Source organism: Paenibacillus barengoltzii NBRC 101215, assembly GCF_004000745.1.
GTDB classification, from domain to species: Bacteria; Bacillota; Bacilli; order Paenibacillales; family Paenibacillaceae; genus Fontibacillus; species Fontibacillus barengoltzii.
This window is the reverse complement of sequence record NZ_BILV01000027.1, coordinates 1-21,301: the sequence shown is the minus strand read 5'-3', so window position 1 is coordinate 21,301 and position 21,301 is coordinate 1. Positions and strand designations below refer to the sequence as shown.

Here is a 21,301-nt window from a genome sequence, read left to right as displayed (position 1 = left end):
GCGTTTGATTGATATGGAACAACCTACTATAGAAATTAGGGGGAGGGGGAAAAACAATGATTTCGGACACGCTGTTGGCCGAGCGAATGGCTGCCGGCGATCAAGAAGCGTTCGAGCTGCTGGTAACGAGGTATCACGGGCCGCTGCTGTCCTATGTCACCAGTCAGCTCAAGGACCGGGGGAAAGCGGAGGATATCGTCCAGGAGACGTTTATCCGGCTGATTCGCCACCTGAAAAGGCATGGCGGTATGGAGCAGCTTCGCCCGTGGCTCTATAAAGTGGCGCTGAATTTGTGCCGAGATTATTGGCGCAGCGCGTCCTACCGTTCAGAGTACGCGGGGATCGACACGATTCCGGAGGATACCGATCCGTCACCAAGGGCGGAGGAATTGATCGAACGGCAGGAGACGGTACAGCAGCTGGCCGAGACGATGACGATGCTTCCGGAACTGCAGCAAGAGGTCGTGCGCATGCGCTTCTTCCATGATCTAAAACTGCAGGAAATCGCAGAGCTGCTGGGGTTGCCGCTGAGCTCCGTCAAGTCGCACCTTTATGGAGGATTGCGCAAGTTGAAGCGGGTGCTGTCCCGCTCAGCAGACTCGCCGTTATCGGTTTCAGACGATGAGGTCCCTAAAATTCATGGAAAAAAGGAAAGTGAGGTGCCGATGCATGGAACGATCCATTGATAAAGAGCTGGAGCAATTGGAGCGGGAGCTGTGCGAGCCGCTGCGGCAGGCGCTGCAGCCGGGACCAACTCCGTCGGAAACCGCGGCGCTGATTAAGGCGCTGCAGCCGGAATTCGCCGCCCTTCAAGCGCAAAATGCGGCGGCATCGCTGGATTTTAATGCTGAAGTGGAACCGCCCACCTTAGGTCGGTTGCTGCGGAGTCAATTTCGTTTGAACCGCCGTTCGTTGATGTTGACGGGGGCAGCTATCTTTTTGATGCTGGTATTTTTGGTGGATCCGCGTCATCCGCTGAGCAATGAGTTGCTGGGGGATCGGGTGCCGGGATTTTTCTCTCTGATTACCCCGCTGATGCTGATCGCCTCGATGCTATACAGTTATCGCAGCTGGGATCGCGGCATGCGCGCGATCGAGAGCGTGACCCCCTACCCGCCGGCGCTGGTCATATACAGCCGCATGCTGATGATCATGGCGATGGTCGTGGGCTGGGCGCTGATCAGCTCCATCATGGTGAGCATTCGTGTGGCGACGGTCGGCGAAGCGACATTGCCATTGATTCCTTTCTTGCTGGAATGGTTAGGGATTTCTCTGCTCATCGGAGGAGCGGCAATGTACGTGTTGTTTCGTTACGGACATAAGGCGGGGGTATGGACCGCAGTCGGCGTCTACCTTCTGTGGCTGGTTCTCTTCGACCAGATGGCTTCGATGAACCTAACGGCCGGGGCGGAAGCAGGTACTGTGATGAATGCAGCATGTCTGCTGGTTGGTGTTCTTCTGTTGTTCCGCTCATATTTTCGCAGTCAGAATCTGAGAACCGCTATCGGTCAGGATGGTGCTCAGCGATGATTCACATCGAAGGGCTGCGGGAACGCCCGGCCGGCGGATTTACCCTGCAAATTGATCAATTGCGGCTGAAGCGGGGGATCACTTTGCTGGTTGGGGTGAACGGAGCCGGAAAAACTACTCTGCTGGAGCTTTTGGCGACGGTAAATCTGCCGGATCAAGGAGAAATTCTCTATCAGGGGCGGTCGGCGCTGGCCGATCTGCCGCTGGTGCGCAGTCAAATCGGATACGTGCCGTCCGAAGTTGAGCTGTATGAAAATATGACGCCGCACAAGCTGCTCAATTATTTGTCTGAGCTGAAGGGTGTTTTTCACTCGGAGCGAACGGAGGAGCTGCTTCGTGATTTTCGGTTGGAAGCTTATCGTGACACGAAGATCAAGCACTTATCCGGCGGCGTGCAGCGGCGGATCGCTCTAGCCCAGTCGCTGCTCGCTGCTCCGCGCTTCCTGTTTCTTGACGAGCCGCTGAACGGGATGGATACCGGAGAGCGGAAGATGGCGATCGCTTATTTGAACCGGTATGCCGAAGGACGAATGGTGATCGCGGCGGTGCATGAGCTGCGCGAATGGGAGGAAGCAGCGGATGATGTGCTGTGGCTGGATCAGGGAAAGGTTCGTTTTTACGGCGGAAAAACGTCCTGGATGGCAGATTTGCCCTACCGGGTATGGGAAGGGATGCTGACGCGCAAGCAATTTGATCAGTGCCCGGAGACCGGGTTGATTGAGTTTCGGGAAACGGCGGAAGGCATTTATGTCAAGCTGGTTGGGGAAGCCCCCTTGTTTCCAGAGCTCCGCGAAGGGGAGCCGACGTTCGAGGATGCTTATTTTATCCGGAAATATCAACGGGTTTAGCTCAAATTGAATAATTCATATAAAATTTATCGGATTTCCTATTTTCAAATCCCAAGAGATGTGAGAGAATATGAAAAAACATTCTCGATTTCTCATGATTTCGAAGATTTGAAGGAGGAATTATCCATGTCTGAAGAGCGTCAATATGCCCCAGAAACGCTGGCGATTCACGCCGGCCAGGAGATCGATCCCACTACATACTCCCGTGCGGTCCCGCTGTACCAGACGACGTCGTATGGTTTTCGCGATACCGAGCATGCGGCGAATCTGTTTGGTTTGAAGGAATTCGGCAACATTTACTCGCGGATCATGAACCCAACCAATGACGTGTTCGAGAAGCGTGTAGCTGCGCTAGAAGGCGGCGTCGGGGCATTGGCGACGGCCTCGGGTCAGGCAGCGATCACTTTCTCCATCTTAAATATTGCCGGGGCGGGTGACGAAATCGTCTCCTCGACCTCGTTGTACGGCGGCACCTATAATCTGTTTTCCACTACGCTGCCTAAGCTTGGCGTGCATGTGAAGTTCGTGGATTCCTCGAATCCGGAGAACTTCCGTGCAGCGATCACGGATAAGACGAAGGCGCTTTACGCCGAGACGATCGGCAACCCGAAGGGCGACGTGCTGGACATCGAAGCGGTCGCGGCGATTGCCCATGAGCACGGGATTCCGCTGATCGTCGACAATACGTTCCCGAGCCCGTATTTGCTGCGTCCGATCGACTTCGGGGCGGACATCGTTGTGCACTCGGCGACGAAGTTTATCGGCGGGCACGGCACTTCGATCGGCGGCATCATCGTCGACAGCGGGAAATTCGACTGGGCGGCCAGCGGGAAATTCCCGGGCTTGACCGAGCCGGATCCAAGCTATCATGGCGTTGTATATACGCAAGCTGTTGGTCCGCTTGCTTACATTATTAAGGCCCGCGTTCAATTGCAGCGCGATCTTGGTGCTTCGTTGTCGCCGTTTAATGCGTGGTTGCTGCTGCAAGGGCTGGAAACATTGCATCTGCGCGTGGAACGTCACAGCCAGAACGCCCTGAAGGTGGCGCAATATCTGGAATCGCATGAGCTGGTCGAATGGGTTAGCTATGCAGGACTGCCAAGCCACCCATCCTATGAACTGGCGCAAAAATACTTGCCGAAAGGACAAGGCGCGATTCTCACGTTTGAAATCCGCGGCGGCGTGGAAGCCGGTCGCAAGCTGATCAATAGCGTGAAGCTGTTCTCGCATCTGGCCAATGTCGGCGATTCGAAGTCGCTGATCATTCATCCGGCCAGCACAACGCACCAGCAGTTGACGGAAGCGGAGCAACTGGCCGCGGGCGTTACGCCGGGGCTAATCCGTTTGTCCGTAGGGACGGAGTCGATCGACGACATCCTGTACGATTTGGAGCAGGCGATTGCTGCGAGTCAGGCCTAATACGATGAATATAGAAGCCGCTGAACCGGAGTTTGTTGGTCCGATCAGCGGCTTTTTTTTTCGTGTGTGGACAAGGGCTGCGCTGTGAATCTAAAATCGAGGTCAACAGGTGTTTACAAAATGGAAATATCGGCATACAATAAAGTAAAAAGTTTCTCTTAACCAAAATTATTGTCCTGATTCAACAATGATTATCGTTCTCATTTGTGAGCTGCTCCGGGAAGATCCCGGGGCAGCTTGCGCCATTTTTAGGGGGTTAACAATAATATTCATTCTCATCTTGACCGCCTGTATAAGGAGGAGTTTATCATGGAAGTCGCCCATCGAAGAACCTTGCCGGAAGTGAATCAAACCGCCCATCAACCTAACCCGGGCGGGAAGCGGCGGTTGAATTGGAAGCGGCTCTTCAGCCACCGGGAGCTGCTGCTCGCGCTAGGCAGCGGCGGGTTGATGCTTACCGCATGGGTCTGGGGGATGCAGGGGATGATGCCTTGGATCTCCGTCGCGCTCTATATTGCGGCGTATGCGGTGGGGGGTTATGTGAAGGCCCGGGAAGGCTTAATCACTTTAATCCAAGAGCGGGATTTGGATGTCAATTTGCTGATGATCGCGGCGGCGTTGGGTGCTGCCTCGATTGGCTATTGGAATGAAGGGGCGATGCTCATCTTCATCTTTGCGTTAAGCGGCGCTCTGGAGTCGTTCGCCAGTGAACAGAGCCAGAAGGACATCTCGGCGCTGATTGCGATGAAGCCGGAAACGGCGCTTCGCGTTGGCGAAGATGGGATGGAGCTGGTGCCGGTGGAGGCGCTGGCCGTGGGCGACCTGCTGCTGGTGAAGCCCGGGGAGGTGATCCCGGCAGACGGGGTCATTCGCACCGGAAGCTCTGCGGTGAATCAATCCGCCATCACCGGAGAATCGATCCCAGTGGATAAGCAGCCGGGAGACGGAGTGTATGCCGGAACGATCAATGGAGAAGGGGCGATTTATGTAGAGGTGTCCAGCCCGGCGGAAGGCACCTTGTTTGCTAAAATTATCACCCTCGTGGAGCAAGCTCAGCAGGAGGTGCCGGGAACGCAGCGGTTTATTCAGCGGCTGGAGGGCATTTACGCCAAGACCATTGTGGCGGCAACGCTGGGCCTAATCCTGCTCACCCCGTGGTTGCTTGGATGGAGCTGGTCGTTTGCTTTTTACAAGGCGATGGTGTTTCTTGTCGTGGCTTCCCCGTGCGCGATTGTGTCGTCGGTGATGCCGGCGATGCTCTCGGCGATGTCGAAGAGCGCCCGCAAAGGCGTGCTGTTCAAAGGCGCAGCTCATATGGACCACCTGGGCAGCGTTCGGGCCGTCGCGTTGGATAAAACCGGGACGCTGACGGAAGGCTCGCCGGTGGTCACCGGGCTGTACACCGTCGAAGGCGTTGACCCGCGGGAGGTGCTGGCTGCCAGCGCTGCGGCAGAGAGCCTGTCGGAGCATCCGCTGGCTCAAGCGATCGTACGCAAAGCGCAAGCCGAAGGGCTGCCGATCGACGGGGCCGAGGCACTGCGGGCGCTTCCGGGCTGGGGCATCGAAGCGAAGGTCAGCGGCGCGATGTGGCGCATCGGCAAGGCGGACGCTGGCGACTCGCTGCTGCCAGGACCGCTGGCTGAGCAGCTTCGCGAGTGGATCGCCGAGGGGCACACCGTCTCCGTCATTCAACGGGACGGGGAGTACATCGGCCTCATCGCGCTCCGCGACGAGGTGCGCCCGCAGGCCAAGGCGGCCATCGCCCGGCTGCACGAGCTGGGGATCGCCGTCGCGATGTTAACCGGCGACCGCAGCGTAACCGCCCATGCGCTGGCCAAGGAGATCGGCGTGGACCTCGTGTACGCCGATTTGCTCCCGCAGGAGAAGGTCGCGCATGTCAAGGCGCTGCGGGAGCGCTACGGCAGCGTCGCGATGGTTGGCGACGGCGTTAACGATGCGCCGGCGCTCGCAGCCGCAAGCGTGGGCATCGCTATGGGCGGCGGCGGCAGCGGGGCCGCGCTGGACGTGGCCGATGTCGTGCTGATGAACGACAGCATCGAGCGGATTGCGGAGACGATCTCGCTTGCCCGGCGCGCTCGGCGGATCGTGAAGCAGAATCTGGCGTTTGCCGGTGCGGTGATTCTGATGCTGATCGTTAGCAACTTCGCAGCGGATATCCCTTTGCCGTTTGGTGTTGTGGGTCATGAAGGCAGTACGCTGTTGGTCATCTTGAACGGGCTGCGACTGCTTCGGTAACGATCTTCACCATTCCTTCATTTAACCTTCACCATACCTAACCATTACAAAGATTGACAGATCCCTGCAACCTTCACATAATTAGAATCAAGCCAATCTTATATCTATTATTTGAGATGAATCCATTTGAAAGGATTTGAGGATATGTACAAATCAATTATTATCGGAACCGGACCGGCCGGATTAACCGCTGCAATATATCTTGCTCGCGCGAACATGAATCCACTGGTGATTGAAGGCCCGCAGCCCGGCGGTCAATTAACAACTACAACGGAAGTCGAAAATTTCCCGGGGTTCCCGGATGGGATCATGGGCCCGGAATTGATGGATAATATGCGCAAGCAAGCCGAACGTTTTGGCGCTGAATTCCGCATGGGCTGGGTGAATAGTGTAGATTTGAGTCAACGTCCGTTTAAATTGCAGGTCGAAGGACTTGGTGAACTCGTGACTGAGACGTTGATCTTGTCGACCGGGGCTACGGCCAAATACCTGGGCATTCCGGGTGAAGAGTTGAACGTTGGACGCGGCGTAAGCACGTGCGCAACCTGTGATGGTTTCTTCTTCCGCAACAAGGAGATTATCGTCGTTGGCGGCGGCGACTCCGCCATGGAGGAAGCCAGCTTCCTGACCCGCTTTGCTACGAAAGTGACGGTGGTGCACCGCCGCGATGAGCTTCGCGCCTCGAAGATTATGCAGGATCGCGTCCGCAGCAACGAGAAAATCGAGCTGGCGCTCAACCGCACACCGCTTGAAGTTATCGCTGGGGAACAAGGGGTTACCGGCTTGAAAGTGCGCAACAATGCAACGGGCGAGGAAGAAATCATTCCTGCCAGCGGCGTATTCGTGGCGATTGGTCACCAACCGAACACTTCGTTCTTGGGCGGCCAAATCGAGCTGGATGCGAACGGGTACATCGTGGTGAAGCCAGGCACTTCCGAGACCAACGTTCCGGGCGTTTTCGCCTGCGGCGACGTCCAGGACAACCGCTACCGTCAAGCGATCACGGCTGCCGGAAGCGGCTGCATGGCAGCGATCGATTGCGAGAAATTTATCGAAAGCCTGGAGCATGAGCAAGCGGCAGCTGCTGTAAAATAACGAATAGCCAAACGGCGATACAGGAAGGGCCTGTATCGCCGTTTTCTTTTGCAGAGTTATAAAATGATTGCGCTTCCTAGATTAGATAAATAGTCCAGCAATCAGTTGGAATACGAAGTATCCCAACACTCCGCCGCCGATTAAGGCAAGGCCCGCCCGCTTGCGGCCCTGGAACAGTCGAAGTACACCGAGGCTCACCATAGGCGCCACAATCAACAGAAAAAACATGACGGCCAAAAATAATTCCACCGAAATATCCGAAATATTGACGATAGTCATCCAATCGATTCTCCGTTCCTATGAAAGTCTGAAAAATTATGCAATGACATTTATCACATTTTTTATGTTTTTATTATACATAAGCCCAGCTTTCATTTGTAGAAGCTGATTGTGAATTTTAGGAAACAGATTTTCGTGGAAATCTCGAAGAAATCGACTTAAGGAAGTTGTCCAAATCCGGTTTTGCCTCGACAAAACTAGTAAGCTTTTGCAGGAATGGCTGTGTTACAATGGGCTTGATCGCAAGATTGGCAGCAATTGTTGAGGCAGCTTGACCGGAAGGTGAGGGAAGCCAGATGGGAAAGAAAATCAGGAGACTTTCAAGAGGTTGGCTCATAACCGGGGTGATCGGCGGTTTATTGCTGAGTGCTGAACCCCTCGCATGGATTACGGTCCCGGTGCAAGCGGCAGCGGAGCCGGCGACGGTCACCACGACCAAGCAATTGCAGGCGAAGCTGGCGCAAGGGATGGAGGCGCGGAACCCAACGATTACCTTGAAATATAAGGGGTCGACCAATAATTTGGAGAAACAGCTGAAGCAAGCGGTGAACGATGCGCTGGAAGCTGATCCGTACACGAAATATATCGTGGATCGTTACGTCTACTCCTGGCGCGGCACGACGAGCTCGGCCAAAATCACCCTGCAGGTGCATTACCGTGAAACCGCTGAGCAAACGGCTTACGTCCGCCAAAGGGTGAAGAGCATCCTGAAGCAGCTGATCCAACCGGGAATGAACAACCATCAGAAAATCAAAGCGATTCATGATTATGTTGTGTTGAACTTGAAGTACGATACCGATCTACAGAAATATACCGCTTATGAAGGGCTCAAAACCGGGGAAGCGGTATGTCAGGGCTACGCCTTGTTGACTTACGAGTTGCTGAAGGAAGCCGGGATTGAGAACCGACTAGTCGAAGGGACAGCGGGGGGCCAGCTGCATGCATGGAACCTCGTGCGTCTCGACAACCGCTGGTACCATTTGGACACGACCTGGGACGACCCGGTTCCTGATGTGCCTAAGCGTGTGAATTATACGTATTACTTGCGAACCGATGAGCAGATGAGGCAGGATCATGTCTGGAAGGCGGCCGATTATCCTCGGGCATCCGTTCCTTATATTCAAACCTTGCAGGCGTTAATTGAGGCTGGCGGGGAGAAAAAGCACACTTATCTCGCCCTGAAGACCGCGCTGGGGTATGACTTATATGATGCCGATGCAGCCGTGTCCAATGCCGAAGGAATCGCGGAGCGAGTGAAGGCCGGGATGAAGGAAGGGAAAGCGACAGTGACCGTGCGTTACGCCGGTTCGGATGAGCAGCTGCTGGAGGACTTGACCAGGCTGTACAACTTGGGCATCCGCAATATCCGCTACCTGATGCAGCCTTTGGACGGAACGGATGATTTGCGGGTGGAGATTCATTGGGAATAAGTTTGGATAAAAAAATAACGAGCAAGGATCACAGACATCTCCTGTCGGGTGATCCTTGCTCGTTTTGTTATCTTTACTTGCTGCCCCCGCGGTCGCGGCCCGCCATCTGCTGCCAGACGGTTCCGGCGGCTTGCTCGCCGGACTCGATCCGCTCGACGGCCATGCGCGCTTGCAGACCGACCTCGAACTCAGGGTCATCCACCGCTGCGCGCAGCGCCTCCAAGGCATCATCCGTGCCGACCTCGTATAGGAAGCGGGCCGCGCGCCAGCGGACCAGCTTGCTGCTGTCCGACAGCGCGGCGATCATCGGCCTTGTGGCTGCCGGATCGCCGATGTCGGACAGCGTGTCGCCGGCGGTGCGCCGTACGGCGGCGGAAGAGTCGCGCAGCGCCTCATACAGCAGCTCCATCGCCTCCGGCGTCCGCAGATCGCCGAGATATACGACGGCGAGCCGGCGGAGCTGCATTTGCGGGTCGCGCAGCGCCTCCGCCAGCAGCGGCAGCGCCTCTTCGGTTGGCTGCTGCATCGACTCCAGCGCGGCGTAGCGCACGCGCCAATCCGGGTCCTTCATCCGCTCGCGGATTTCGTCCAGGCTCAGCGCGCGCCGCTGCTCGACGAACTCCTTCTCGCTGCGGCCGTGAGCGATGGCTTGCTCGACGATGCCTTTCAGCCGCTCCGGCGGAAAGGCCGCCTCCAGCTCCTGCTCGATCTCGCGGGCGATGTCCGGCAGCTCGCCGTAGCGCACGCCGTAGTCCACGAGCTTGCGCTCCTTGATCAGCGTGGCGCTGGCCACCTCAGTGACGGCGTTCACGAACCGCTCGGACAACGAGATCCGTTCCTCTTGGTTCCCCGCCTTCACCCGAATTTGCATCGGGATGCCCCGGAAGAACTGCACGAATACCTGGGCTTCCCCAAATCCCGAGGCTTCCCCGCTCTCCGGAGTCCAGGCTGATTCGACGCCTTCCTGTCCGAACTGCTTCTGCACTTCGGACAAGATCGCTGCCCAATCAGCGCTGCCTTTCCGATCCAAAGCGACAAAATCAGCGGTGTGGAATACGCTTTTGACCCCAGGGATCTGCAGCAATCCGCGAATCCAAGCAGGGGCGGAGCGTTCGTTGTCCCGTGTATATGTTTTCCGAATCCCCGGCTCCAGGCTTTCATCCAAATGGAGTTTCATCGTATTTGGGCTGGGGGTCGGTTCGATAAAGACGATCTTCATAGATCATCACGACTCCTTTCTATTAGGTAAGGACTTAATCCAATCCTTGATGGTTTAATTTTAAACTTTTCGTGTCTATTGTACCTCAATGCGGCCTATTGCCCAACCCTTACAGGAATAAAAAGGAACATCCGCGACACACTAAATGGGCAAGGAGGCGAAGGCATGTTCCGAAAACAAGAGCGAACTCTGGCGATCGTATGTCTCATCGTGGCTGTGATCATGTTGTATGCCTTTATCAAAAGCGTGATTCGCTTCCTCCATTACTTCTCTTGAAGGAGCTTCGTTATGACACATCTTGACCCGGTCACGTTAAGCCGGATGCTTACCGGGCTGACCTTGTTTGTACATATCATTTTTGCATCGATTGGCGTGGGCGTACCGCTGATGATCGCACTGGCGGAGTGGCGGGGCATTCGTGCGAACGATCCGCATTATACGATGCTGGCTCGTCGCTGGGCTCGCGGCTTCGTCATCTCCGTGGCGATTGGAGTTGTGACCGGTACGTCTATCGGCTTGCAGCTAAGCCTGCTTTGGCCTACCTTTATGCGCGTCGCCGGGCAGGCGATTGCGCTGCCGTTGTTTATGGAGACCTTCGCCTTTTTTGTGGAGGCGATTTTCCTGGGAATCTACCTATATACATGGGATCGTTTCAAAAATAAAGGGCTGCACCTGCTCCTGTTGATTCCGGTCGCCATCGGTTCTTCCGCCTCCGCCTTCTTCATCACCACGCTGAACGCCTTCATGAACACCCCGCAGGGATTCACCCTCAAAAATGGGGTCATCGCCGACTTCCGTCCGCTGGTCGCGATGTTTAACCCGGCCACGCCAACCAAGGTATCCCATGTCCTGGCTTCTTCGTATACGGCCAGTGCGGGAATTCTGGCAGGCATCGCGGCGTTTAGTTTGCTGCGCGGCCGGGATCACGTTTATTTCAAAAAGGCGCTGAAGCTGACCGTCATGTCTGCCTTCGTATTTGCTCTGGCGACGGCGGTGATCGGGGATTTCTCCGGCAAGTTTCTGGCTAAGTACCAGCCGGAGAAGCTGGCGGCCGCGGAATGGCATTTTGAAACGATGGAACGGGCACCGCTGATTTATGGCGGCGTCCTGGATGAAGCGGGAAATGTCAAATACGCGCTGAAAATCCCGTATTCGCTTAGCATCCTTGCCGGTAACTCGCCAAATACCCGGGTCATCGGGTTAGAGGAGTTCCCGGAGGATGAGCGTCCGCCTTTGCTGATTCATTATATGTTTGACCTTAAGGTCACGATCGGGGCGCTGCTCGTGCTGATTCCGTTCCTGTATTTGCTGCGACGCTACTTGCCCGGCGGCAAAACGAAGGTTCCGGTCTGGCTGCTGATCGGCATTCTGGCGCTGGGACCGCTGGCGATGGTTGCCATCGAGCTCGGCTGGATGTTCGCCGAGTTTGGCCGTCAACCGTGGATCATCCGGGGGTACATGAAGGTGGGGGAAGCCGCCACCACCTCGGAAAGCGTTGGCCCGATGCTGCTGATGTTCGCGGTGCTGTATCTGGTTCTGTGCCTTTCCTGCGTTTACGTATTATCCCGGATGTTCCGCAACAAGGATGTGCTTACCGAGCTGCGGCAAGCTGGGCTTGAGGGAGGAGACGCGAAATGAGCTATGAGCTGGTCGGCATTACGGTGTTATGGACGTTTCTGTTTGGTTATTTGATCGTCGCTTCCGTTGATTTTGGGGCCGGATTTTTCAGCTATTACAGCGTGATCACCGGCCACGAAAACAAAATCCACGACATTATTCAACGGTACCTGTCACCGGTGTGGGAAGTGACCAACGTGTTTTTGATCTTTTTCGTCGTTGGGTTGGTCGGGTTCTTTCCGGATTCCGCTTACTATTACGGCACAGCGCTGCTCATTCCCGGCAGCTTGGTGACCGTGCTGCTCGCCTTGCGAGGCGCTTATTACGCGTATAACACCTATGGCGCGAGCCAAGCGAACAACAAAACGTATATGGCGATCTACGGGGCGACGGGTTTGCTGATTCCGGCGGCCCTTTCGACGATCTTGGCGATTTCGGAGGGCGGGATTATCGACGAGCGCGACGGGAAAGTTGTGTTGGATTGGGCCGCCTTCTTCGCCAATCCGTACACCTGGTCGGTCATTCTGCTGGCGCTGGTGTCGGTGCTGTATATTTCGGCGATGTTTCTTGCTTTTTATGCCGATAAAGCGGAGGATCAGCGGGCTTTCGGAGTCCTGCGCGGGTATGCTTTGCTGTGGAGCGGGCCGACGATTCTCGCCTGTGTATTCGCCTTTTTTCAGATCAATCGGCAAAATCCGGAGCATTTCGCACATATGTTAGATATGGCGTGGATGTTTATCGCGTCTCTGATTTGTTATCTGGGGGCCGTCTTCTTGATGTGGAAAAAACGGCGGCTCGGCTGGTCCTTCCTGCTGGTCATGCTGCAGTTCGGGTTCGCTTGGTACGGCTATGGCCGCAGCCACCTTCCCTATATTCTCTATAAGCAGGTGAGTATCTATGAGAGCTTTACGAACGAGACGATGGCTGTCGCTTTAATCACCGCATTTGTCGCGGGATTGTGTATTCTCATTCCTTCCTTGTTTTTGCTGATGAGGTTATTTTTGTTTGATGCCAAATATGTAAGAGGCAATTCGCCGGGGAAAGGGTGAAGGGAATGGAATGGTTTATGATGATGATCGCGCCGGAGTTGGTGGTCGCTGGGGCGGTTCTTTTCTTATTTCTCTATGCCTGGAAATATAAGGATCGGGTCGATTGACCCATAAAATTTGGGTTTAGGCCGGGGATTGGTCTAGAATGAATGATAGAGAGAGCGAAAGTAATGCGGAGAGGAGTCACTGGAGCGATGCCAAGAAGAATGCGCTACAACAACCTCGATAATGTCAGCACCGACAAAACGTTAAAGCAATTTAAGCAGCTGCGGGAAGAACGGCGCAGAAAAAAGAAGGACTATTCCTTCCTGATTCCCAATAAGCCGCCGGAGCTCGATTATTTGCAGGCGAACCGGGAAGAGAGCACGATTACGTGGATCGGTCATTCGACGTTTCTGATCCAATATCAAGGGTTGAATATCGTTACCGATCCCGTCTGGGCGATGCGGATGGGATTTCAACGCCGGCTCACCGAGCCGGGAATCCCCATTCATCAACTGCCGCCCATCGATGTGATCTTGATATCTCATTCCCATTATGATCATATGCATTTTGCTTCGATTCGTCGGATTTATCACAAAGATACGACTATCATTGTCCCAGTTGGTCTGGGGCGGAAAATGTGGCGGAAAGGGTTCTACAACGTCCATGAAATGAGCTGGTGGGAACGGATAAGGATTGGGGAGGTAGACATCTCCTTTGTCCCGACTCAGCACTGGACGCGCCGCACGCCATTTGATACGAATACGTCTCATTGGGGCGGCTACGTCCTGGAGCCGGTGCCAAGCGAGGCGGAGAAGAAACCGCCGGTCATTTATTTTGCCGGAGACAGCGGTTATTTCCGCGGATTTGCCGAAATCGGCGAACGCTATCAGATCGATGTGGCGTTGCTGCCGATCGGCGCTTATGAGCCGGAATGGTTCATGACCAGCCAGCATACGACGCCGGAGGAGGCGCTGCAAGCGTTCGTTGACGTCAAGGCGAAGCTGATGATTCCGATGCATTACGGCACCTTCCGGCTCGCCGATGATACCGCGCAGGAGGCGCTGGACCGTCTGGAGAAGGAGCGGGTCCGCCTAGGCTTCTCCGAGGAGACGATTCGACTGCTGCATCACGGGGAAACGCTGCGATTGCCAGAGGAGTAACAGGCTGCTCTAGCTGCTTTACACGCGAACAGCAAAATGCTCCATCAGATTCCGTAAACTGAGCTTGGCGGTGTTAGGCAGCACGATGTCGGCTTTTGGGAACTGCTTGGCATCGCCGATGGCGACAGCGAACATGCCTGCCGCCTTAATCGCGTCGACGCCGGATACAGCGTCTTCCACGCCGATGCAAGCCGACGGCTCGACCTGAAGCTGGGCGGCCGCAGTCAGGAAAATCTCCGGATCCGGCTTATTGTTCTTTAAGCGGGTGACGTCCACAATCACATCAAACCAGCTGGTCACGCCCAGTCCGTCCAAGACGGTTTGGGCGTTTTTGCTGGCGGAAGCGATCCCGGTCTTGATCCCGGCCTCCCGCAGTTCGGTGAGGAATTCCGAAATTCCCGGCAAAAGGTCGGCTGGGGTGATTTTTTCGATTAACTTGACGTAAAGGTTGTTCTTGCGTGTTGCCAGTTCCTCCATCTCCACATCGCTGTATTGAACAGGAGTTGTTGCTTGGCTGAGCAACAGCTTCAACGAATCAAGGCGGGATACGCCCTTCAGGTTTTCATTAAACTCGCGTGTAAAGGGAATGTTCAACTCTTCGGCAATGGCTTTCCACGCTTGGTAGTGATACTCGGCGGTGTCCGTAATGACGCCGTCCAAATCAAAGATGACTGCTTGCAAAGATTTCATTTTAACCGCTCCTTCTTAAATTTGTAATTCAAGGGTTGCCAACGGGCGAGAAACCGCGCGATCTCGATCCAATGTCACAGTTTTCCCGTACAGTTGAATGTCGATGCCCTCGCCTTCAATCAACTCCAAGTTGACGTCTTCTTTTCCAATTCGCACGGAGATCAGGCGGTCGCGGAACGTCAGGCGGAAGGCATATTGCTCCCAATCCCGCGGGATCGCCGGGGCCAGGGACAGACCGCTTTCTTTCAACCGCATGCCGGCAAAGCCGTACACAATCGACATCCACGTGCCGCCCATGTTCGCCAAATGCAAGCCATCTTTCGTATTGCCATGCGTGTTGTCCAGATCCAGCCGCGCCGTTTCAATGAAATACTCGTACGCTTTGTCCAGATTGCCGATCTTGGCCGCCATGATGCTGAAGATACACGAGGACAAAGAGGAGTCATGGGTCGTGATTCGTTCGTAATAATCGTAGGAACGACGGATCGTCTCCAGGGACTGCTCGTCCTCCAGCAAGAAATGGGCCAGCACGGTATCCGCTTGTTTACATACTTGGTACCGATAAATGGTCAACGGATGGTAGTGCAGTAACAGCGGATAGTTTTCTTTTGGCGTATTGGCAAAATCCCAAACCGCCTTGCGCAGGAAGGTATCATCCTGCGGATTGATGCCCAGCGCTTCATCATACGGCAGGAACATTGCTGCTGCTGCCGCTTCCCAAGCCGCGATTTCGTCGTCCGTGACGCCAAGCTTCTCGCACAGCGCCTGATAGCCAGCGGGATCGTAGTCCTTCAGGATTGCGCAGCTTTTCGCTGCCCATTTCAAATTATGTTTGGCCATCGCGTTGGTATAGTAGTTGTTGTTCACGCAGCAGGTATATTCATCCGGCCCGGTGACTTCATCGATGTGAAAGGCTCCGTTGTATTCATGCCCGATCTCAGCCCATAACCGCGCCGTTTCGATCAACACTTCCGCACCGTAATTCAGCAGGAAATCCCGATCCTGCGTAGCAAGGTAGTATTGCACATAGCTGTAGGCGATGTCAGCGCTGATATGATATTGCGCTGTACCCGACGGGAAGAACGAGGAGCATTCAGTCCCTGAAATGGTGCGCCAAGGGAACAACGCGCCTTTGCGGTGTCCCATCTCCCGCGCTCTCGCTCTGGCATCGTCCAGGATAGAGTAACGGTACAAGAGCAGCTGACGGGCCAGCTCAGGCTGAGTCATCAAAAATACGGGGAACATATAAATTTCTGTATCCCAAAAGTAATGGCCTTCGTATCCTTCTCCGCTTAAGCCTTTGGCAGCGATGTTGCTGTACTTGTCCCGACCGGCGGATTGCAGCAACTGGTACAGGTTGAAGCGGATGCCTTCCTGCAGCTGATCGTCGTTCTGAATGATAACGTCAGCTGATTTCCAGTAATCGTTCAGATATGCCGTCTGCTCAGCAAGCAAATCGCTAAAGGATAAGTTGGACAGGCGCTCATGCAGGTCAAATGCCTGCTCCAGGAATCCTTCACCATGGCGGAGCGTATCCGTATATACGTTGAATTTGGTAAATTCAACCGTGTCGTTCAAAGCAAATTTTGCCGTATAAACGATTTCCCCCGGCTTGGTATCCAGCGTGATCGCTGCATCGGCAGTTAACTGATGGCGGGTGACGCATGCGGCCCTCATTTTGGAAACCATCGTTTCGTCTACAACGTAGCTGGATTGGCCTCGCATTCCGTTGTCCACCACCGTCATCCGTTCCGCATGGCCTGCTCCAACCCGCGGATCGTTGGGATTGGTGTAGTTTTTGACGTTACCGTTTAACGTAGAAACGATTTTGACTGGGCCGCTAAAGTTGATCGGCTCCAGCTTGAGATGAATGGCAAACAATTCACGGTGTGTAAAGGAGACGAGACGGCGGAAGGTCAGACGCACTTCTTTGCCAGATGGGGACGTCCAATGCACGCTTCGCTCTGAGAATCCCTGATCCATATGCAACGTCCGTTGAAAATTCGTGAATGTGCCCTGATCCAACCGGAACGGCTCTTCCTCCTCGCCGAAATAGATCAGCACCGTTTGAGCATCGATGTTGTTCACCAGTTTCTGTTGTGTTTCAGGAAAAGCAAACAGCTTCTCGCCATAAGGAACCTCAATCACATCGTGGAATGCGTTGAGGTAAGTGCCGCGAATGCTGGTCATTTGCTCGCCGTAGCCTTCTTCAAAATTACCCCGCACCCCCAAATATCCGTTGCCAAGCGCAAAGATACTTTCCATATTCAACAGCTCAGGCTGTGAAACGTCCGAATTCGTTATTTTCCAAGTCATGGTTGTTCGATCCCTCCAAGTTGTTATGATTGAATTTTAGAACTGAAAGCGATAATGTAATACTAAATTCTTTAGATTTTTGTCAAAATTTTTAGGTGGGATAGAGATGAACTTTCAACAAGGCCAAGCTTATTATCAATCATCAAAAATGCAGGTACTTCAGGATCGTTTTGTTCATCCTCCGGTAGACTACGAACAGGAGCTGCTGGAAGCGATCCGGATGGGCGACGAAGCCACTGCCCTTCAGGTGATGCGGAAGATCAACGAACTTGAAGCGGCGGTGCTGGCCACCTATCCGCTGCGCTCCAAAAAAAACGCCCTCATCGCCTCCTGCACTTTGTTTACAAGAGCCATCATTCAGGGCGGGGTCGATCCGGAGATTGCTTTTCACCTAAGTGATACTCTAATATTGGAGATCGAAAAGCTGAACGATCTTGAAGCGCTGGCCCAATTCGAATACGAAATGCTGGTGCAGTTCGTGATGACCATTCAGCGGGAGAGAGAAGAATTGCCATACTCTCATCTGGTGAAGCTGGCGATTCATTATATCCGGCAGCATATTTTTGACGATTTGACCTTGCCGCTTATTGCGAATCACCTTGGTGTACATCCCAGTTATTTGTCCGATCGTTTTCGCCGGGAAACCGGCGTGCCGCTGATGAAATATATTAACAGCCGTAAGATAGAAGAGTCGAAGTACATGCTTATCTATACGAACCGCTCCATTTCCGAAGTTGCATTCCATTTTAAATTTTGCAATCAGAGTTACTATACCCGATTGTTTAAGGAATTTGTCGGGATGACGCCAAAGCAATTTCGGACCAGCGGAGCGGGGAGATCCATACTGGAGAGATCATTATGATCATAAAATTCATCCGGCAGAAACTGTCACAGCTGAGTTTGGAGAAGAAGCTGATCGCTGCTTTTTCCGTCTTTATCTTGATTCCGCTCACTTTGGTCGCCGGGATTGTGTCATGGATATATGTCAACAACAACCGTAACGTGATGCTGGATGCGGCGGTGGAGAACAACAAGCAGATCGTGACCAATATCGATACGTCCCTGCAGCCGCTGCAAAGGTTGTCCATGTTTCCCATTCAGGAGCAAAGCGTGTACCAAATTATGAAGAAGGACTATAACCAGGTCCCTTATCCGCTGCTGGAACGCGGCAAGGATTTCGATAAGGTGAACGGATTGATTCAAAGCGGGATCATGCTATATTCAGATTTGGTGGATTCGGTCGTTATTTATCATGAGCATGATCAGTCGATTATCGGCCGCAGCAACCGTGAGTATATCAATTATCAATATTTCAAAACTACCTATTTGCAGGAGCCGTTTATCCGCAAAATTAGAGAAGGGAACGGGCAGTTTATCACGACGGGCATTCATTACGATGAGCTGCTATCGCCGCACCGACTTCCGGTCGTATCCGCGGGCCGAGCTATTATGGACCCGTATACGAAGGAACGACTCGGATTTATTGTCTTCAACATTTCTGCGGACAAGCTGAAGACGTTGTGGAGTAATACGGCGTTCGCGGAAGCATCCAACTTCTATTTGCTGGATGAAGATCAGCGAATTATCCAAAGCTCCAATGGCGGGGAGATTGGCAAAGCGGCTTCCGCCGCGTTTGGGAGCGGCTTTCAGGAGGAGCCGTCCGGCCGGACCGGTACGACCCGAATGTGGATTAATCAAAAGCTGTATCTGATCTCTTCTCCGTCTCAGGTGGCCGAATGGCATGCGGTGACATTGATTGCAAAGGACGACATCTACTCCATTGTGTACCAGTTGGTTGCCATTATGGCTGGTACGCTCTTGCTGCTGCTAATCCTGTCGATCCTGATCTCCCTGCGGATCGCAGCGCGAATTCTAAAGCCATTGGCCGTGCTGAACCGCAAAATGAAGCTGGTCGCCCAGGGCCAACTTGATGTCCGGTTCGATACGCAGCAAAGCGATGAGGTTGGGGTAATCAGTAGTACGGTTGATCTAATGCTGCAGGAAATTCGCAGTTTGATTACGCGGATTTACGAGAAGGAGGAAGAGAAGCGCAAGCTGGAGATGGACGCGCTGCAATCGCAAATCCGCCCGCATTTTATTTACAATACGCTGAATGTTATCAAGTGGATGGCTAAAGTCCAGGGCGCATCCGGAATTGAGGAGGCGCTGCAAGCCTTCGCATCCGTGATGAAGTTTAGCATGAAGACGGATGAGAACTTGGTGCTCATCGCTGAGGAAGTCGGATTTGTCCAAAGCTATGCCAAAATCCTGGATTTCCGGTACTTCAACAAGTTTGAGGTGACCTATTCGATTGATCCAGCAGTTATCGAGTATCAAACCTTGAAATTCCTGATTCAGCCCCTGGTGGAAAATGCGATTTTTCATGGCTTTGAGGGAATTGATTATAAAGGCATGCTGAACATTTCCATTTATGAACGGCAAGGCGACTTGTACGTGGAAGTCGCGGACAACGGCCGGGGGTTCCCGGAAGAAGGCGAGTTACAGGCCAAGCCGGGATATAAGAAAGTCTCCAGAGATGGGTTTAACTTGATTGGCCTTCAAAATATTCGAAGCCGGATTCGGCTGCATTTTGGACCGGGTTATGGCTTATGGATTGCTCCCGGAAGGCAGGGAGGAACGGTGGCGCTGATACGCGTTCCAGTCATTCGAAATGATACGGCAGGGGGAAGGGACAGCAAATGAGAATGTTGATTGTAGACGATGAGCCGCTGGTGCGAATCGGCATTAAATCGGCGATCGACTGGCAGGCCCAAGGCGTGGAGATCATCGGCGAAGCCGGAGATGGAGATGAGGCGTTGCGGCTCATCGTCAGCGAGCAACCGGATGTTGTGCTGCTGGACATCAAGATGCCGAGAATGGACGGGCTTGAAGTGCTGCGCCGGATTAAAGAGCAGGAGCTGCCCGTTAAAGTGGTGGTCCTGAGCAGCTTTGACGATTTCGGGTTTGTGAAGGAAGCGATGAAGCTCGGGGCGCTCGATTATTTTCATAAACCGGACATGAATGACCGGGAGTTGATTGGCATGCTGCAGAATATCCGGGAGCAACTCGGAATGTCCGCTCCTTCGCACCCTCCAAAGGTGACCAATCACAAGGAACAAGTGCTTATCGGCTTGCTGAACGGGACGGGCACCCGGCATGAGCTTTCGGAAACGCGGTTGAAAGAAGGCAATATCTACGTCGTGTTGATCAAAATCAAAAACTATGACAAGGTGCTGCAACGATACAGCGAATCGTCGCAGACCGTCCTTGGGAACACCGTGCAAAATATGGTGAACGAAGTCGTTTCGGCGGAGCGGGAGATCGAGTTCCTGCCATTAACCGAGCGGATGTACGCTCTTCTGATCAGCAACAGCGAACTGAAGAGTCTGCTTGCTTCGCTAACGCGCGTGAACGACATCGTGCAGCGGATCAGTTCGACGCTGAAGCGTTTCGTAAATATCGATATTGTGCTCGGCGTCAGCGATTGGGTGGATCGCTTCGAGCAAGTGCCCTTGGCGTACAAACAAGCGCTGCAAGCGTTATCGCACCATTTTTATCATCCGGAAACCTTGATTTTCTATTACAGCCACCAGAAGGAGCGAAGTGAGGCGGCATTGAATCAAGCGGATGCTTATGTGCAGCAAATGAAATCCGCCTTGGCTGAGCATGCCCACGAGAAGTTCATGGATGTGTTGTCACGTTGGGAGAATCTGATCCGTTCGGAAGAGTGTTTGGATGAGACAGAAGTACAGAAAGTCTATGAAGGCCTGCTGTTTATGATGGGCCGCAACGGGAAAACGGAGGAAGATCTCGGCGATCACGGGGGTTTTGAAGATTTCGTGCAAATGTCGAGTGCTTACCGGACTGTCTTTGAACAACGGCTTGGCGGAGAGATCAACGCTTCTTTCAAAGGGTACAGCCAGTTGACCCGTCATATTTTGGAGTACATTGAGCATCATTATCAAGACAGCTTGTCCCTGAAGTTGTTCGCCGACCTGTTCCAAGTTAGCCCGAATTATGTCAGCCGTCTGTTTAAAGAAGAAGTAGGGCAAGGCTTGTTTGATTATATTAATGAACTGCGTATTAACAAAGCCAAAGAGCTGCTAAAAGATTACCGTTACAAAATTTACGAGGTCGCTGAGAAAGTGGGGTTTAGCAATCAGGCGCATTTTGCCATCGTATTTAGCAAGTATACAGGAGTGTCCCCGAAGCAATACCGCAATGAAGAAGGATAAAAAAGAAGCATAAATCAGATAAAAAAGTGTGATTATATTAAAAACTCATACCATCGCCTGACACAATCAACTCGAAATCGAGGCGAAAATCTAAAATTAATCAATATTTGATTAATTTTTTTTGTTTTTAGGGGTGTTTATGCTTAAGGAGCAAGAAAGATAGAAGTTATCAA

General features: G+C 53.4%; 18 protein-coding genes. 14 read left to right on the top strand and 4 right to left on the bottom strand.

Annotation, left to right across the window (positions count from 1 at the left end):
• Positions 1-56 precede the first annotated feature (56 nt).
• From PBA01S_RS09660 to trxB, 6 genes are all read left to right on the top strand, one after another.
• Complete coding sequence (locus PBA01S_RS09660) at positions 57-686, top strand: RNA polymerase sigma factor (RefSeq protein WP_051416957.1); 630 nt, start codon at positions 57-59, stop codon at positions 684-686.
• Complete coding sequence (locus PBA01S_RS09655; RefSeq protein WP_028538982.1) at positions 670-1,530, top strand: membrane protein; 861 nt, start codon at positions 670-672, stop codon at positions 1,528-1,530. Before PBA01S_RS09660 ends, PBA01S_RS09655 begins: the two co-directional genes overlap by 17 nt.
• The gene (locus PBA01S_RS09650; protein ID WP_127575876.1) at positions 1,527-2,378 is read left to right on the top strand and encodes an ATP-binding cassette domain-containing protein; all 852 of its coding nucleotides are present in this window, start codon (positions 1,527-1,529) and stop codon (positions 2,376-2,378) included. The genes PBA01S_RS09655 and PBA01S_RS09650 overlap by 4 nt, the downstream gene beginning before the upstream one ends.
• 126 nt (positions 2,379-2,504) lie before the next feature.
• Complete coding sequence (locus PBA01S_RS09645) at positions 2,505-3,797, top strand: homocysteine synthase (RefSeq protein WP_028538984.1); 1,293 nt, start codon at positions 2,505-2,507, stop codon at positions 3,795-3,797.
• A gap of 309 nt (positions 3,798-4,106) precedes the next feature.
• Complete coding sequence (locus PBA01S_RS09640; RefSeq protein WP_127575875.1) at positions 4,107-6,053, top strand: heavy metal translocating P-type ATPase; 1,947 nt, start codon at positions 4,107-4,109, stop codon at positions 6,051-6,053.
• A 144-nt stretch (positions 6,054-6,197) separates the two neighbouring features.
• Positions 6,198-7,148, top strand: a complete 951-nt coding sequence (gene trxB / locus PBA01S_RS09635) for a thioredoxin-disulfide reductase (protein WP_085170654.1) — start codon at positions 6,198-6,200, stop codon at positions 7,146-7,148.
• Positions 7,149-7,229: 81 nt separating this feature from the next.
• Here the strand turns inward: trxB and PBA01S_RS09630 are convergent, their stop codons facing one another.
• Positions 7,230-7,427, bottom strand: a complete 198-nt coding sequence (locus tag PBA01S_RS09630; RefSeq protein WP_016310820.1) for a hypothetical protein — start codon at positions 7,425-7,427, stop codon at positions 7,230-7,232.
• A 296-nt stretch (positions 7,428-7,723) separates the two neighbouring features.
• Here PBA01S_RS09630 and PBA01S_RS09625 point away from each other — a divergent pair, with 296 nt between their 5' ends.
• Positions 7,724-8,857 carry a transglutaminase domain-containing protein gene (locus PBA01S_RS09625; protein ID WP_127575874.1) on the top strand — a complete coding sequence of 378 codons (1,134 nt, stop codon included), beginning with the start codon at positions 7,724-7,726 and terminating at the stop codon, positions 8,855-8,857.
• A 73-nt stretch (positions 8,858-8,930) separates the two neighbouring features.
• On the opposite strand, the gene PBA01S_RS09620 is transcribed toward PBA01S_RS09625, so the two are convergent.
• Entirely contained in the window at positions 8,931-10,076 is a 1,146-nt protein-coding gene (locus PBA01S_RS09620; RefSeq protein WP_127575873.1) for a virulence factor, read from the bottom strand.
• Between the two features lie 288 nt (positions 10,077-10,364).
• On the opposite strand from PBA01S_RS09620, the gene PBA01S_RS09615 reads away from it, so the two are divergent.
• The 4 genes from PBA01S_RS09615 (at position 10,365) to PBA01S_RS09605 (ending at position 13,887) form a co-directional block, all read left to right on the top strand.
• Positions 10,365-11,714 carry a cytochrome ubiquinol oxidase subunit I gene (locus PBA01S_RS09615; protein ID WP_127575872.1) on the top strand — a complete coding sequence of 450 codons (1,350 nt, stop codon included), beginning with the start codon at positions 10,365-10,367 and terminating at the stop codon, positions 11,712-11,714.
• Positions 11,711-12,742, top strand: a complete 1,032-nt coding sequence (locus PBA01S_RS09610; RefSeq protein WP_085170657.1) for a cytochrome d ubiquinol oxidase subunit II — start codon at positions 11,711-11,713, stop codon at positions 12,740-12,742. The genes PBA01S_RS09615 and PBA01S_RS09610 overlap by 4 nt, the downstream gene beginning before the upstream one ends.
• Before the next feature lie 5 nt (positions 12,743-12,747).
• Complete coding sequence (gene cydS / locus PBA01S_RS23325) at positions 12,748-12,849, top strand: cytochrome bd oxidase small subunit CydS family protein (protein ID WP_016310826.1); 102 nt, start codon at positions 12,748-12,750, stop codon at positions 12,847-12,849.
• An 87-nt stretch (positions 12,850-12,936) separates the two neighbouring features.
• A complete protein-coding gene (locus PBA01S_RS09605) occupies positions 12,937-13,887 on the top strand; it encodes an MBL fold metallo-hydrolase (protein WP_016310827.1) in 951 nt (316 codons plus the stop codon).
• 18 nt (positions 13,888-13,905) lie between these two features.
• Here PBA01S_RS09605 and pgmB read toward each other — a convergent pair whose 3' ends face one another.
• Together pgmB and PBA01S_RS09595 are read right to left on the bottom strand one after the other, a co-directional pair.
• Positions 13,906-14,577 carry a beta-phosphoglucomutase gene (gene pgmB, locus PBA01S_RS09600; RefSeq protein WP_028538992.1) on the bottom strand — a complete coding sequence of 224 codons (672 nt, stop codon included), beginning with the start codon at positions 14,575-14,577 and terminating at the stop codon, positions 13,906-13,908.
• Between the two features lie 15 nt (positions 14,578-14,592).
• Positions 14,593-16,893, bottom strand: coding sequence for a glycoside hydrolase family 65 protein (locus PBA01S_RS09595; protein ID WP_127575871.1), 2,301 nt, complete (start codon positions 16,891-16,893; stop codon positions 14,593-14,595).
• Between the two features lie 106 nt (positions 16,894-16,999).
• On the opposite strand from PBA01S_RS09595, the gene PBA01S_RS09590 reads away from it, so the two are divergent.
• From PBA01S_RS09590 to PBA01S_RS09580, 3 genes are read left to right on the top strand one after another with little or no spacing between them, the layout of a single operon-like run.
• Positions 17,000-17,755: a helix-turn-helix domain-containing protein gene (locus PBA01S_RS09590; protein WP_028538994.1), complete on the top strand. Its 756-nt coding sequence runs from the start codon at positions 17,000-17,002 to the stop codon at positions 17,753-17,755.
• Entirely contained in the window at positions 17,752-19,596 is a 1,845-nt protein-coding gene (locus PBA01S_RS09585; protein ID WP_174844476.1) for a cache domain-containing sensor histidine kinase, read from the top strand. The genes PBA01S_RS09590 and PBA01S_RS09585 overlap by 4 nt, the downstream gene beginning before the upstream one ends.
• Positions 19,593-21,128, top strand: a complete 1,536-nt coding sequence (locus PBA01S_RS09580) for a response regulator transcription factor (RefSeq protein ID WP_127575870.1) — start codon at positions 19,593-19,595, stop codon at positions 21,126-21,128. Before PBA01S_RS09585 ends, PBA01S_RS09580 begins: the two co-directional genes overlap by 4 nt.
• Positions 21,129-21,301: the final 173 nt, after the last annotated feature.